The organism is Candidatus Kapaibacterium sp. (genome assembly GCA_025059875.1).
GTDB lineage: Bacteria > Bacteroidota > Ignavibacteria > Kapaibacteriales > HRBIN21 > HRBIN21.
The window spans coordinates 87,148-101,743 of record JANXCT010000002.1; the positions used below are offsets into that span (position 1 = coordinate 87,148).

General features: G+C 56.1%; 16 protein-coding genes. 12 read left to right on the forward strand and 4 right to left on the reverse strand.

The window, feature by feature from the left end; translation table 11 throughout:
* The 9 genes from NZ960_03025 to NZ960_03065 are packed head-to-tail and all read left to right on the forward strand — an operon-like array spanning position 1 to position 9,665.
* Positions 1–582 carry an SCO family protein gene (locus tag NZ960_03025; protein MCS7176588.1) on the forward strand — a complete coding sequence of 194 codons (582 nt, stop codon included), beginning with the start codon at positions 1–3 and terminating at the stop codon, positions 580–582.
* 4 nt (positions 583–586) lie between these two features.
* Positions 587–1,021 (forward strand): DUF420 domain-containing protein, encoded by a 435-nt coding sequence (locus tag NZ960_03030; protein ID MCS7176589.1) that lies wholly within the window; start codon positions 587–589, stop codon positions 1,019–1,021.
* Positions 1,022–1,048: 27 nt separating this feature from the next.
* On the forward strand, positions 1,049–1,771 hold the full coding sequence (locus tag NZ960_03035; protein MCS7176590.1) for a cytochrome c family protein: 723 nt from the start codon (positions 1,049–1,051) through the stop codon (positions 1,769–1,771).
* A 27-nt stretch (positions 1,772–1,798) separates the two neighbouring features.
* Entirely contained in the window at positions 1,799–4,786 is a 2,988-nt protein-coding gene (locus NZ960_03040; GenBank protein ID MCS7176591.1) for a Fe-S-cluster-containing hydrogenase, read from the forward strand.
* Between the two features lies 1 nt (position 4,787).
* Positions 4,788–6,191 (forward strand): polysulfide reductase NrfD, encoded by a 1,404-nt coding sequence (nrfD, locus tag NZ960_03045; protein MCS7176592.1) that lies wholly within the window; start codon positions 4,788–4,790, stop codon positions 6,189–6,191.
* Between the two features lie 7 nt (positions 6,192–6,198).
* Positions 6,199–6,738 carry a DUF3341 domain-containing protein gene (locus NZ960_03050; GenBank protein ID MCS7176593.1) on the forward strand — a complete coding sequence of 180 codons (540 nt, stop codon included), beginning with the start codon at positions 6,199–6,201 and terminating at the stop codon, positions 6,736–6,738.
* Between the two features lie 4 nt (positions 6,739–6,742).
* Positions 6,743–7,381: a cytochrome c gene (locus NZ960_03055; protein ID MCS7176594.1), complete on the forward strand. Its 639-nt coding sequence runs from the start codon at positions 6,743–6,745 to the stop codon at positions 7,379–7,381.
* Between the two features lie 20 nt (positions 7,382–7,401).
* Complete coding sequence (locus NZ960_03060) at positions 7,402–8,607, forward strand: quinol:cytochrome C oxidoreductase (GenBank protein MCS7176595.1); 1,206 nt, start codon at positions 7,402–7,404, stop codon at positions 8,605–8,607.
* Positions 8,604–9,665 (forward strand): mechanosensitive ion channel family protein, encoded by a 1,062-nt coding sequence (locus NZ960_03065; GenBank protein MCS7176596.1) that lies wholly within the window; start codon positions 8,604–8,606, stop codon positions 9,663–9,665. Before NZ960_03060 ends, NZ960_03065 begins: the two co-directional genes overlap by 4 nt.
* 78 nt (positions 9,666–9,743) lie before the next feature.
* Here NZ960_03065 and NZ960_03070 read toward each other — a convergent pair whose 3' ends face one another.
* Positions 9,744–10,685 carry a hypothetical protein gene (locus tag NZ960_03070; GenBank protein MCS7176597.1) on the reverse strand — a complete coding sequence of 314 codons (942 nt, stop codon included), beginning with the start codon at positions 10,683–10,685 and terminating at the stop codon, positions 9,744–9,746.
* Between the two features lie 5 nt (positions 10,686–10,690).
* Between NZ960_03070 and NZ960_03075 the strand changes: the two genes are divergently transcribed.
* Entirely contained in the window at positions 10,691–11,332 is a 642-nt protein-coding gene (locus NZ960_03075) for a hypothetical protein (protein MCS7176598.1), read from the forward strand.
* On the opposite strand, the gene NZ960_03080 is transcribed toward NZ960_03075, so the two are convergent.
* Genes NZ960_03080 through NZ960_03090 form a run of 3 tightly spaced genes read right to left on the reverse strand, consistent with a single transcriptional unit; the run spans position 11,271 to position 12,398 of the window.
* Complete coding sequence (locus NZ960_03080; protein ID MCS7176599.1) at positions 11,271–11,699, reverse strand: hypothetical protein; 429 nt, start codon at positions 11,697–11,699, stop codon at positions 11,271–11,273. The genes NZ960_03075 and NZ960_03080 overlap by 62 nt on opposite strands.
* 30 nt (positions 11,700–11,729) lie before the next feature.
* Complete coding sequence (locus NZ960_03085; GenBank protein MCS7176600.1) at positions 11,730–12,140, reverse strand: YtxH domain-containing protein; 411 nt, start codon at positions 12,138–12,140, stop codon at positions 11,730–11,732.
* Between the two features lie 24 nt (positions 12,141–12,164).
* A complete protein-coding gene (locus tag NZ960_03090; protein ID MCS7176601.1) occupies positions 12,165–12,398 on the reverse strand; it encodes an HAD hydrolase family protein in 234 nt (77 codons plus the stop codon).
* Positions 12,399–12,736: 338 nt separating this feature from the next.
* On the opposite strand from NZ960_03090, the gene NZ960_03095 reads away from it, so the two are divergent.
* Together NZ960_03095 and NZ960_03100 are read left to right on the forward strand one after the other, a co-directional pair.
* Complete coding sequence (locus NZ960_03095) at positions 12,737–13,732, forward strand: M28 family peptidase (protein ID MCS7176602.1); 996 nt, start codon at positions 12,737–12,739, stop codon at positions 13,730–13,732.
* Positions 13,726–14,577: a 50S ribosomal protein L11 methyltransferase gene (locus tag NZ960_03100; protein ID MCS7176603.1), complete on the forward strand. Its 852-nt coding sequence runs from the start codon at positions 13,726–13,728 to the stop codon at positions 14,575–14,577. Before NZ960_03095 ends, NZ960_03100 begins: the two co-directional genes overlap by 7 nt.
* The last annotated feature ends 19 nt before the right edge of the window (positions 14,578–14,596 follow it).

Genomic DNA, 14,596 nt, shown 5'->3' on the forward strand with positions numbered 1-14,596 from the left:
ATGCTCGTCTGGACAGTGCCTATAACGCTGTTGCTCTTGGCATGTGCCCGCCAAGAACCCCGTATTCCAGTGGAGTTGCCAGAGTATTTCCCGGCCCCAAGCTTCACAGCTACTACGGCTGAAGGACGGCCTTTCAGCTCAGAAGAGCTGCGAGGGAGCATCTACGTCGTCTCGTTCTTCTTCACTTCGTGTACGGGTCCCTGCCCAATCATGAACTCTCGCTTGAGCGTCTTGCACTCGATCTTTGCTGAAGAACCCTCGGTACGGTTCGTCTCCGTTACCGTCGATCCCCAGCGCGATACGCCGCAGGTGCTCAAGTACTACGCTGAGCGCTACGGTGCCAAACCTGGACGGTGGGACTTCCTCTGGATGAGACCCGACAGCACAGAGTGGCTCGCTACAAAGGGATTCCGTGTACCAGCTAGTGTCGGCAATCCCGACCTCCACAGTACCCGTCTGATTCTCGTGGACCATCATGGGATGGTGCGCGGCTTCTTCTCGGGAGTGGATGGGTCGGGACATAAGCAATTGGAGGCAGCTATCCGACAGCTACTTGCGCAGATGAAAGAGCAGGGGACCTGAAGCGATGGCCGTCATTGAGCTGCTCCCAACGATTAACGCAGCACTCAACGGAACTGCAGCGATTTGTCTGCTGTTGGGCCGGTGGGCTATCGCTCGCCGGCAGGTAGTGTACCACCGCGCTTTGATGGTATCAGCTTTCGTCGTTTCGATCCTCTTCCTGGTGTCGTATTTGGTGTACCATTTCAGCACCCACGTCATTACGCCGTTCGGCGGAACAGGGCTGTGGCGTGCGGTCTACTATAGCGTCCTAATTTCGCACTCCGTTCTAGCAGCCAGTGTGCCGGCATTGGCTATCATAACGCTGTGGCGGGCAGTGCGAAACGACCTCCGTCGCCATCGTGCGATTGCTCGATGGACCTTCCCGATTTGGCTCTATGTCTCCGTTACAGGCGTGCTCATCTACCTGATGCTCTACCACTTGTTTCCGGCGTCTGCATGACGATGTCGGGCTCAATGGTGATGGACGATGTTTACGCCAAGCGTTGACCGCCGAATCAAGCACATCATCCTCGGTACCGCCGGTACTGTGCTAACGGCAGCAGTTGTGACGTACTTCGGCATGCACAACCGCGTAACCGACGTTGGCTACCGGCCGCAACAGCCCGTGCCATTCTCGCACAAGCTGCACGTTGGCGAATTGGGAATCAAATGCATTTACTGCCATGCTGGAGTAGAGCGTTCGGCGGTCTCGCCCATCCCCACAGCAAGCTCATGCATGGGATGCCATACTGTCGTCAGGGCGGAGAGTCCGAAGCTAGCTCTCGTGCGAGAAGCTTACGAGACAGGGAAGCCAATCGAGTGGCGCCGTGTCCATAAGCTGCCAGACTACGTCCACTTCAACCATGCCCGGCACATTCGGGCAGGAATCGATTGCGCCTCCTGCCACGGACCTGTTGAACGCATGGGGGTCGTTTCGCAAGTGGCACCGCTCAGCATGGGATGGTGCCTGGATTGCCATCGCAATCCCGAGAAGCACATCATCCCGGCACGTCCCATCTCCGGTATCTTCACAGGACTCCCCGAACAAAAGCAGCCTGTGAGGAAGGTAAAGCTTGCTGAGAGCCGGCCGGTCACTAACCCGCCGTACGGGATGTGGCAGACGCCAGTACCAGCGCAGGTCATTCCTGGAGTGCCCACACCCAAACTACCGGGACGTGGCCCTGAGAATTGTTCAGCTTGCCATTACTGATGTAGGGCAACTGCGAGGACCTGCTCAATGCAGCAGCACCTTTGGCGGAGCCTTCAGGACTTCACAGAACTGTCACCGTCCGATCCATGGGAAGAGCTGCCGGAGCCGTTGCCGGAAGCGGGAGTCAGTCGCCGCCAGTTCCTAAAGCTGGCTTCACTCGGGACAGCGATGGCAGCGATTGCTGCTGGATGCCGTCGTCCTGACCACAAACTCGTCCCGGCAGTAGCAGCTCCCGAATACCAGATCCCTGGCCTACCACTGTTCTACGCAACCGCTTTCCAGCACAAGAACGCTGCCTATGGGCTGGTAGCAAAGTGCCGCGAAGGTCGGCCCATCAAACTTGAAGGTAACGAGCGTCATCCGATGAGTCTGGGAGCTTCCTCCGCTTATGCACAGGCGCTGCTCTATACCCTCTACGATCCTGACCGAATTCGCCGAGTTCGGATGGGTAAGCAGCGCTCCACTCCTCTGAAGGCCGCTCTGCAAGCGATAGCCGAGAAGCTCCAGCAGGTCCAGCAGCAAGGGAAGCTGTGCTACCTCTGCATTGAAGAGCACTGCTCGCCAAGCTACGATGCACTGCTACAGGAGCTCCAGCGCCGCTTCTCATGGCTGCGAGTTGTCGTGCTCCCAAGCTTCCTGGCTGACACAGCTGCGGCCCTCAACGCGGAGGTGTTAGGTATCCCTGCAGAGTTCGTTCCGCACTTGGGTCGGGCTGATTACATCCTGAGCGTAGAGGCCGACTTTCTAGGGATTGACCGCTATGCAGTATGGCACACGCACAACTTCGCCCAGCGGCGACGGCTGCAGTCTCGACAGGACACCATGAACCGCCTCGTAGCTGTCGAGGCACTGATGACCCTGACGGGCACGAATGCAGACTCTCGGCTCCGGATGCATCCGGCTGCGTTTGAAGGCTTTTTGGCATCTATCCTCCTAGAGCTTGCTCTCTCTCGGCCAGTCCCTGAACCTGTGCGTCAGGCTGCTTCCCGAATCCCTGCTGCTTATGCAGAGAAGGCACAGCAGATAGCCCAAGAGCTCCTTCGTTCTGGCGAGCGAGCTGTTGTCCTGGTAGGTGCGCATTTGCCGCGGACAGTTCACGCTTTAGCACTGGCAATCAATACTGCTCTGGGCAGTGTGGGAGAGGGGAAGGTGCTCGATCCTGCCTACACACTGCCTAACAGCTTTCCGAAAGAGTCCGAGCTAACACGCTTCCGGCAAGATTTGCGTGAAGGGCGTGTCGGTGCACTCCTCTTCGCGAACGTTAACCCAGAGTACAGCGCTGACTGGGAACTCCAGCGTCTAATTGCCACAGTACCATGGCGGATTGCACTGTCACTCTACCACGACGAGACGGCAGCTAACTGCTGGATCCACATCCCGGTCGCACACCCCTTAGAATCGTGGGGGGATGTCATGGCTGCGGATGGCAGCCTGAGTGTCCAGCAGCCGCTAATAGCTCCCCTCAACGAGGGGATTGGGTCGATACAGGATGTCCTCATCCTCCTGGCTCAGCAACTGGACACCTCGGCCTTTGCTGGGGTGAAGAGCTACTACGATTTCCTGCGTCAGCGCTGGCAATCGAACTACGGCGTTACGGATGCGCAGTGGGAGAACATCCTACGTGAGGGGGTCTTTGTACCGCCGCGGCGGCCTGTGCCAACGCTCCGCTTTTCGGCAGCAGCGCTGGCAGCGGCTATTAGTCCATCGGGACTTAGCCGGGAAGGGCTGCTTGCTATCGCCTTGCCGGCCTACGGGATTTACGACGGCTCCTTCGCTAACTGCGCCTGGCTGCAGGAGCTGCCTGACCCAGTCTCTAAGCTCGTGTGGGACAACGTTGCTGCGATGAGCCCTGGAACGGCATATCGACTCGGCCTTTCAACGGAGGACGTTGTTCAGCTTCGCGTGGGAGATGTCAGCATCAAGCTCCCAGTCTGGGTTCAGCCAGGTATGGCAGATGGGGTCATCCTAACGCAGCTCGGCTATGGACGCCGGGAGGGTGGGGAGGTACTTAGAGGAGTTGGCCAGAACACGTATCCGCTCTTGCCGCAAGGGAGGTTAAGCTATGTCGTGGTGAGCCTTGAGCCACTGAGAGAGCGATACCCCCTGGCAACGACCCAGCACCATGCTCGACTCTATGGACGCCCAATTGTCCGAGTAACGACGTTGGCTGAGTACCAGTCCCCAGAGGGCCCACGCTTTGAGGAGCCGAAGTTTCCAGGCTACCCCTCACCGGACGGCCGGTATCGCATTCCACTAACAATTGTGCCTCCATATGAGTACAAGGGCCACCGGTGGGGGATGGTGATCGACATGAATACTTGCACCGGTTGTGGGGCCTGCATCATTGCCTGTCAGGCAGAGAACAACATTCCGACAGTTGGCAAAGAGGAAGTCCGGCGGGGGAGGGAGATGCATTGGATCCGGATAGACCGGTACTACCTTGGCTCCCCAGACGCCCCATGGGTGGTGCATCAGCCGATGCTGTGTCAACACTGCGAGAATGCCCCCTGCGAAAATGTTTGCCCCGTAGCCGCAACTACTCACAGTCCAGAGGGGCTCAATGAGATGACCTACAACCGCTGCGTTGGTACTCGGTACTGCTTGAACAATTGCCCCTACAAGGTGCGTCGCTTCAACTTCCTGGATTACCATACCGACCGGCGACCACCGAAGGAGATGCTCTTCAATCCCGACGTCACTGTGCGCATGCGTGGCATTATGGAGAAGTGTACCTTCTGCGTCCAGCGCATCAACGAGGCAAAATACCATGCGAAAGATGAGGGACGAGAGCGTGTCCGGGATGGTGAAGTCCTCACAGCCTGTCAGCAAGCATGTCCTGCAGGAGCGATCATCTTCGGAGATATGAACGACCCGCAGAGCAAAGTTGCTCAGCTGCGGCTGAATGATCGTGGATACCACGTGTTAGAGGAGCTTAACGTGCGTCCATCCGTAACCTACCTTGCAAAGGTGTGGAACGTGCAGCCAGAGGAAGTCTCCCAAGTCAGAACAGCATAGCATGGCACAGATCGCTGTAGAGACTACTCCAAGGGTTGACCATGAACCCTTACGGGAGAGCCTAGTCCTTGGGAACCCGACCCTCCACGATGTAACGGAGAAAATCGCTGGGATCATAGAGCGACCGCCTACCTGGAAGTATTGGCTCACACTATCGATTACGGGGCTAGCCGCTGCCTGGGGAATCTTCTGCATTGGGTATACGATTGCAACGGGCATCGGTGTCTGGGGGCTCAATAACCCCGTAGCATGGGGGTGGGACATCACGAACTTCGTCTGGTGGATCGGTATTGGTCATGCCGGTACCCTCATTTCGGCCATCCTTCACCTCTTCCGCCAGCGCTGGCGTACGGCCATCAACCGCTCTGCCGAGGCGATGACCATCTTTGCCGTCATCTGTGCTGGGTTATTCCCCCTCATCCATCTTGGCCGACCATGGTTTGCCTACTGGCTGCTCCCATATCCTAACCAGATGTACATGTGGGTGAACTTTCGCTCGCCCCTAATCTGGGACGTGTTTGCAGTGTCTACATACTTGACGGTGTCCATTCTCTTTTGGTACCTCGGGCTATTGCCAGATCTGGCTACAGTTCGGAACTTCGTGCAGCGTCGCTTGCCGAAGGCGATCTACTCCTTCTTCAGCCTCGGGTGGGTTGGAGCAGCTCGCCATTGGCAGCACTACGAGATTGCATACCTCATCTTGGCAGCTATCTCTACACCGCTAGTCCTCTCCGTCCACAGCGTCGTATCGTTCGATTTCGCCGTCTCCATCTTGCCGGGGTGGCACACCACGATCTTTCCACCGTACTTTGTTGCTGGCGCTATCTTTTCCGGATTTGCAATGGTGCTCACCCTGGTGTTGATCGCCCGCTGGGTCCTGAATCTACAGGACTTCATCACGCTGAAGCACATTGATAACATGAACCGAATCCTCCTCGCCACCGGCATGATGGTAGGCTACGCCTACGCAATGGAGTTCTTCGTCGCGATGTATAGCGGTAACGAGTATGAGCGGTATGTCTTCCTCAACCGCGCCTTCGGTCCATATGGGTGGGCATACTGGGCGATGGTATTCTGCAACGTCGCTGTTCCCCAGCTCTTCTGGTCGCGGCGCCTCCGGCGGAACATCGTCGTTACCTTCATCGCCTCCATCCTTGTGAACATCGGGATGTGGTTTGAGCGCTTTGTCATCATCGTCTCCTCACTCCACCACGACTTCCTGCCGGCCAGCTGGGGGTACTACGCGCCGACCTGGGTGGAGGTGTCCATCTACGTTGGGACGTTGGGCATCTTCTTCACGCTCTTCTTGCTGTTTGCGAAGTATGTCCCCATCATTGCCATCTCGGAAGTCAAGGCCATACTCCCTCGGTCACAGCCTCAGCACCATGTACCAGTAGCTGCTTAGGCTACGAATGGTAGCGAAGCCCAAACCTCTAGCCGTCATGGGGAACTACAAGGACCCTGATGCCCTGCTACAAGCCGTGGTAGAGATCCGCAAGGCAGGCTACCGGCACTTTGAGGTCTACACGCCGTATCCTATCCACGGGCTGGAGCAGGCAATGGGATTGCAGCGTAGTCGGCTATCTTACATTTCTCTGTTTGGTGGGTTGGCTGGTTTAGGAACAGCCCTCTTACTGCAGTGGTGGACTGGCGCCGTTGACTACCCCCTCAACATCGGTGGGAAGCCCTTTTTTGCATGGGAATTCTCCGTTCCGGTCAACTTTGAGCTAACCGTCCTCTTTACGGCATTTGCCACAGTCATTGGCTTCCTCTGGTTGTGCCGGCTACCTCGCTGGTACTCGGACTACCAGCATGATGCTGGCTTCCGGGCTGCAACGGACGACACGTTCGTTGTGAGTATAGAGAGTCGTGACCCGCTGTTCTCCATAGAGGAGACCCGAGCGCTCTTAGAGCGTCTTGGAGCAGAGAGTGTGCGCTTAGTCGAGGCGTAGTGCGATGGAAGCGTTCCGTCGGATTCGGTGGTGGTACATCCCGATCGGCATCGTAGGCATTGCTTTCGTGGGGTTCTGGATTCTTGTCTTTTCGGGTCAGAAGACATGGTTTTCGGAACACCCGCCACTGCAAATCATCTCTGATATGGATGACCAATTCCGCGTTGACCCGTTGGAGGCCTCTCGCTTCTTTGCAGATCGTAGCTCCTTCCGCATACCACCTGAGCACACTGTCCCCCGAGATGCACGATCCTATCCGCTAGGACAGGCCGATGTCACGAAAGCGGAAGAGCTCTTCCCGCAGGCTCCATTCCCGGTGAACGACTATGTCCTTGCGTACGGCCGCAACCGCTATGACATTTTCTGCAGTCCATGCCACGGCGTGGATGGGAAAGGGAACGGACCTGTCGTCCAGCGTGGCTTCGTAGCTCCACCGGACCTAACCCGCCCGCAAGCACAAGCATACAGCGATGCTCGTATCTTCCATGTCATCAGTGCTGGGCAAAACATTATGCCCTCCTATGCGAGCAAGCTCGCCGAGCCAGAGCGCTGGGCGATTGTCTACTACATCCGCCAGCTCCAGCGGACGGCCAGCGGTGCTTCCGCTGCCCAGCTGTCAGTACCTGCACCACAGCATCAGTGAGTTAGAGGAACGAACCAGCAATGGGCAGCCACCCATTCGTTTACGAAGTGCCGAGTCTCCAAGGGAGTCGATTCGTGCAGACTCTGCAGCGCATAGGTACAGTCCTCTTGGTCATCGGACTGTTGGGAACTGCGTTTACTGCGGTACTAACACCCGAGCGGTTGGCACCGAGCTACATTCTCGGATTCTTCTACGTCCTCAGTATCGCAGTTACGGCTACCCTCCTAAGCGCTCTGCTCTTCTTAGTGAGGGCAGGGTGGAGCGCAACGGTACGCCGAAGCATAGAGTTCGTTGCAGCGCCCCTGCCTCTCTTGCTCTTAGGACTGCTCCCTCTTGCTATCGCTCCTGGTCTTTTCTTCCACTGGATTCACGAGCTCCATGCTGGCGATCCAATCATCGCTAGCAAGGGTTGGTTTCTCAACGAACCTTTCCTCGCTGCTCGACTGATACTCTACGGAGTTGCGTGGGCCTTCATGTACTGCTCTGTCATTGGGAACTCTCTCCGCCAAGACCTCGCTCCGGAAGGGGATTATACCCCGACACTCCGTAACTTCCGACGGTCAGCCCTCTGGGTACTTGTGTATGCTTTGACCTTTACCTTCGCCTCGGTTGATCTCCTGATGGCCCTTGAGCCGCACTGGTACAGCACTATCTTCGGCGTTTACAGCTTTGCGGCCAGCTTTACGGCCACTCTTTCTGCTGTTATCCTTCTCGTGGTCGCTTTGCGGGAGCAGGGGTATTTGCGAGACTTCGTGACAGACGAGCACTACCACGACTTAGGGAAGCTCCTCTTTGCGTTCTGCATTTTCTGGGCATACATCGCTTTCTCGCAGTACATGCTGATCTGGTACGGGAATCTGCCAGAAGAGACGGTCTACTTTCTCAAGCGAATGGGGCAAGGGACATGGCAGATCTTCGGCATTTTCTTGCCAGCATTACGCTTCGTCCTTCCCTTTGTCCTCTTACTACGGCGGGATGCAAAGAGGAATCCTCGCATCCTCGTAGCAGCGGCCATCGCCGTGCTGCTTGGCCATTACGTTGACATTGCCTGGATCGTGCTGCCAGCATTCGCTCCAAGCCTACGGTGGGGATGGCAGGAAGTAGGAGTGCTCACCGCATGGCTGGGCGTTGCACTCCTTTTAGTTGCCCGCCAGATGCAGCGTGTTCCTGCTGTCGCGTACCGTGATCCGTACTTCCAGGAGTCCCTCCACACCGTTTCTGGATGAATCCCACAGAGCAGACTGCTCTGAGCGTTTTAGGGGCCATAGGAATAGCGGCAGGTGGGTGGATCGCCGATTTCATCCTCTACCGCTTCCTTAAAGGAGTGGCTCGACGGACACAGTGGTGGTGGGGAAATGCGATAGCAGAGTCCCTTCGGAGGACACTGTTTGCTAGTACCATAGTCGTCGCAGTCTTCTGGCTTGTCCGGTGGATCACGTTACCGGCATCGCTCATCCTGATCATGGACAGGGTCCTCTTAGTAGCAGGCATTGGAATTGCTACTGTCGCGTTGCTACGCTTTGCGATTCGTGCCGTACGCCATTGGCTCCATGCTACCGACAGTGGATTGCCAGCTGTTTCCATCCTGGTCAACGTTGTACGCCTGGGGATCATTATCGTTGCAGCTCTAATTGTGCTCCAGGTACTTGGGATCCCGATTGCACCGTTGCTAACAGCACTCGGAATTGGTGGACTAGCGTTAGCCTTAGCACTGCAGGACACGCTCTCCAACCTCTTCGCTGGGCTTCACATATTAGCAGCCCGACAAGTTCGTCCAGGTGATTTCGTTCGGCTAGATACTGGGCATGAAGGGGTAGTGGAAGACGTCAACTGGCGCAACACCACGATCCGAACATTAGGCAACAACGTGGTGATCATCCCGAATAGTCGCCTTGCCAATGCTGTGCTCGTCAACTACCGAGTCCCAGAGCCGGAACTCTCGGTGACCGTTCCGATTCAAGTAGCTTACGGCAGCGATCTGGAACTCGTCGAAAGGGTGACCTTAGAAGTGGCACGTGGGGTTCAGCAGGAGGTCGAGGGCGCCGTGAGGGAGTTCCAGCCACTCGTTCGCCTTCAGGAGTTCACCGACTATGGTATCCGGCTGCTCGTCATCTTACGTGCTGAGAAGGCAGAAGACCAGTATCTCTTACGCCATGAATTCTTGAAGCGCCTCCTGGTTGCATATCGCTCGGCAGGGATTGAAATACCGTTTCCTACGCATCGCGTTACTGGGGACCTGCAGGTGAGCTGGTCTCCTAGGGAGTTTCCACTTGGAACTGCGTAGAGAGCTCAGACTGATAAGGGACATTATGTAAACTTCATGCTCCCGTCCATACTTCGTCCATGCTTCCCGACCTCTCCCTCAGAGCCAGAGAAGCACGTACTGGCGTTGCTCCCTGCCGGTACAGATCCGCAGTAGCAGAGGTTGTCCACGGACTGGGAGGCACAGATGCTGCCTGATGGTTCCCTCAGAGAGGCAGCGCCCTTCAACGGTGAAGATGCTGTAGCGTGCACCTCGGGCAATTCCTAGACTTCCTAGACCCTCAGCAGGCAGGCAGGGTTCACGGAGCAAGAGTTGGGAGCTTACGGTGGTGTAAGTCTCGGGAATAGACCGCACCTCTGTAGGAGAGCTCACCAGATACCGGCTCCCGATGGCGTCTAGGTCGAAGCCGCTCAAGGTTGGGTCCCAAAAGGGATGCTGCGGCTGCCGAGCTAGCCATATAGTGAGGTCGGTAATCCGAATGTAGCGCACAGAGTCAATGCTGAGAGCCTGTAGATCAAACCAATCCCCACCACTCTGTGAAGGGTCAAGCAAGTCTTGAGCAGCGCCATTCGTTGGAGTCCTGCCCGCACAGCCCTCCAGAGTCAAGCTATCCCACAGGAAGCTCTGCCATGTAATTCCATCTTTGCTGACGCTGACCAGTGCTGGCTCAACGAAGACTCTGCCGCGAGGCGTCACGAAGGCATTCTCAAAGATTACGAAGTCGGGACCTGGTCCGTCCACGATAACCTTACCTCGGAATCCAACGACGATTTCGCCCCCCATGCCAAGCGAGAGGATTTGGTGGGGGTTAGCTGACGGCAAAGATGGCCGCGCTGCTGTATCGGGCGGGCCAAATATGTTCCGGGGGTAGTATGCGCTGTCTTGGCCAAAGTTCTGCCCACTGCCAGGCCGAAAGGCGACGACGGTGTCGATCCAGCCGCGCTCCCAGCGATATGCGCCCCCTGAAAACACTGGTACGCTGAGGGTATACACGGCTATCCATGTCTGCAGTAGTTTTGTACTCTGTAACCTCGGCAGCATTCCAGATGAAGTCGCAGAGAGACGGCCGTTGGAAGCAGACGTCAATTGCCCTTGGGCTTATTGTACTGGCAGCCCTGAGCCGTCTACTCCCCCACCCTCCCAACTTCACCCCAATGATGGCGATAGCTCTCTTCGGAGGCACGGTGTTAAGTTCGGGTTGGGCCTATGGAATTCCACTCGGAGCCATGGCACTGAGCGATATTGCTTTGGGATTTCTGAACCGAGACTGGACGATCACCTTCCACCCTACCCTTCCGGTCGTTTACGGTTGCTTTGCCATAGGGGTTGCTTTGGCGCAGGGCTTCTTAAGGCTCAAGTTCCGCTTAAGCCGGTTGGTAGCCGTGGTGTTTGCCTCGTCGTTCATCTTCTTCATTGTGACAAACTTTGCCGTTTGGCTTCTGACCGATTGGTACCCGAAGACCATAGAGGGACTAGTAGCCTGTTACGTCGCAGCCCTTCCTTTTTACCGTAACAGCTTGATGGCAGATATCGTGTACTCAGGCCTGCTCTTCGGGGCTTACTTTTCCGCTGCACGGCTGTTTGGCTACGTTCCTGTTCCTGGCTGGGGACACCTAAGCCAGGGTTTTACGCGGTTATTGCCCGGTGACGACGAGTCAGAACACGTACGAAGACAGCAGCAGCTTTGAGGATACCGCTGATAAGGGCTGCAGCATCTTCCAGAGGTGGAGCAACCCTTCTGTATACTCTCTGTTCCAGACTGCGCACGTCCTCCGCGATTCCTTGCAGAATTGCCAGGAAGCGCTGTAGTGCTCCAAGGCTTGGTTCTACTTGGTTGAGGATTCTGTCAAAGCGCTGAGCAGCCGTCGTTATCGCTTCTACACCAGGAATGAGGCTTCGGCGAAGCTCACCGAGCAAGCGGAGGAGGTCATGGAGACTGATTTCCACGGTGCGGAAGATCCTTTGAAGTTGGAGGAGCAGCCGCACCAGGACGAATCCTATAGTGAGCAAGACAATCGCTGCTGTGGCAATCAGTACAGAAAGCCACGTTTCCATGGTTCTCCCCTAGCTCCTGATGGGCAGTCCCTACCCTGTCTTCGGAGCCGGAGAGGTTCCTTCTATCTCGCTGCGAAGGGCTTCGGAACTTGCCTGTACTGCTTCCCGAAGGCGTTCCGTAGTCGATGACACCCTTTCGCGTGCCTCTTGAATAGTCCGCTCAGCGCCTTTAAGAAGGGCACCGGCCTGTTCCTGTGCAGTCTGAACGATGGCCTGAGCCCGTTGCCGAGCTTCATTGAGCACTTCGGTGGCCTCCGCTGAAGTCTCGTCCAACAGCTTGCGTGCCTTCGTGTAGAGCTCTTCTGAGCGCCGACGGATATCGGCCCGTAGCTCGCGGCCGCTCTTCGGAGCAAGGAGCAGTGCTGTAATAGCTCCGACGAAGCTTCCAAGGAACACACCGGTCAAGAATCCTTGGAAGTATGCATTTCCCCGCTCGCCCATGGTTGGTGTGGAGAGTAGTGAGACCTACTTGCCAGCAATGATCTCCTCAGGATCCCAGCGCTGTACTTTGAGGGTTGACTCGCAGAACTCCCGAACGGCTCCATTTCCTTCAGGCTGTCGGCAGATGTATGAAACCTGCCAGCGTACTTCCGGTATAGCATCTGCTGGGCAAGATGAGATGCCGATAACTTGAAAGGCGGGAAGGTCGGTAAGATCATCACCGATGTAGACAACATCCTCCGGTTCAAGGGAGAGCATTTCAGCTACTTGCTAAACGGTAGCCGCCTCGTCGTCCACTCCTATTAAGCAGCAGGGGCTCCCGGCTTCTGGGCACGCACACTGATAGCGGGTGAGTCCTCTTGAGAGAGTGGAGCGACAGAGATCCCCACCAGCTGCACCGGGCGAATCCCCAAGCCGTCGTGGACGTGGAAACACCAGAGTACCTCACTTGAGGGCCAGGTAGCAGTAGAGTTTACCATTGGTGAGCGTCCCATCAATGCCTACGACGAGCAAGCGACACGCTATAGTTTTGCGACTGGCTCTTCACTCTTAGTCTCTCTGGGCTGATATTGAGCTTTGCGAGGTAGCGGTGACGAATGTCGGGTTCGAGGATTGCGATTCTGTTCCTGGCCGTTGGGATCATAGGTGTGGCGTGGAGCTGTGACACCGCACGCCATTCTCTTTCTAGAGTTACGAACAGCGACACTGCAGCGTCGGTAGAGACTCCTCAGCCTTCATTCGACGCCGATCATGCCTACCAGCTCGTTGTACGTCAAGTAACCTTTGGGCCACGAGCCCCTGGCCTCCCTGGACATGACAGCTGCCGCATGTTCCTGGTAGAGTTCCTGAGGCAATATGCAGACACAGTATTCGAGCAACGCTTTTCCCGACAAGTCTACGGCAAGTTGCTGCAGTTAACCAACGTTGGAGCCTCCTTCCGGCCTGAGCTCTCTAAGCGGGTACTCCTCTGTGCTCACTGGGACACGCGTCCATACGCAGATGAAGATCCAGATCCGCGAAATCGGCAGCAACCAATTCTAGGAGCTAATGACGGTGCCAGTGGAGTTGCAGTGCTGCTGGAGATTGCCCGCATCTTAAAGCATCATCCTCCACCGGTTGGTATAGACTTGCTCCTCTTAGATGGAGAAGACTACGGCAAGGCATCGGATCTAGAGAACTTCTGCTTAGGGTCCCAACATGCCGCCCAGAACTATCCGTTCCAGAGGTCCCCGACATGGGTGATTGTCGTTGACTTGGTGGGTGATCGAGAAGCGTGGTTCCCATGGGAAGAATACTCGTGGCACAGTGCACCCAACCTCTTGATAAGCCTGTGGCAAAAGGGGGCTCGGTACTCCTCCACGATGTTTCGCAACGAACTTGTTGGACCGATCTACGACGATCACGTACCCTTTATTCAGAGAGGACACCGGGCCATCGTCATCATCGATGCTGAGCTCGTCGGCAATCGCTCTCCTAATCCTCGGCGCCGCTACTGGCATACCTTACGCGACACACCTGAGAATATCTCCTCGGAAACCTTGCGCGTTGTTGGTCAGACACTGCTTGATTGGATTTACCAGACGCAATGGTAGAGGACTTCATTAGCGTAGAGCTTCGGATTCCAGAGGAGTACCTTTCCATCGCCTACGGACTCCTTTCTCCCTTCCCCACTACTGGAATTGAGGAAGGAGAGGGATACTTGCGGGTCTACTTTCCTAGTTCCAGCTGGGAACGGATAGAAACCGCTTTCTACCACTCTATAGTGGGGCTACTACCTCCTGGCTGCGTGCATGCCGTCCATACTGTAGCATCGCGGGATTGGTATTCCCTGTGGGTGAGCCAGTTAGTTCCCGTGTGGCTCTCTGACGATATCGTTGTCCATCCTTTCCCGGAAGTCCCAACGCCATCGATGTACCCTACGGCTCGTGATATTCTGCATATTGTTCCTGGCACCGCATTCGGAACAGGCCATCATGCCAGCACTCGTCTAGCAGCCAAACTCCTCCTTCGTCATTTACTTCCCAACACAACTTGGTTAGATGTCGGTACGGGTACAGGAATTTTGGGGATCTTGGCGCTTCGGCGTGGGGCAGCTTGTGTATATGCGATTGATAACAATCCGTTTGCTCTACAGCAGGCCCGTGATAACGCACTGCGTAATCGCGTAGTGGACAGGTTTCTCCTCATGTCAGGTGATGTTGAGACCTTCGGCCTTCCCAAAGTAGATGGGATTGTGGCTAACCTCGATGCCGAGCTCTTGTACCGGCTAGCGCCGAAATTTAACGGGGTCCTACCACAAGGTGGAGTTGCTGTCATGAGTGGAATCCTTGTAGTTAGCGCGGAAAGAATTTGTAGGAGGTTTGAGGAATTTGAGTTCGAAGTCGTTGAAAAAGAGTTAGAAAACGATTGGATAGCCTTTGCCTTCCGTAAGCAGTGATGGGGTGTTGGGCTGTATT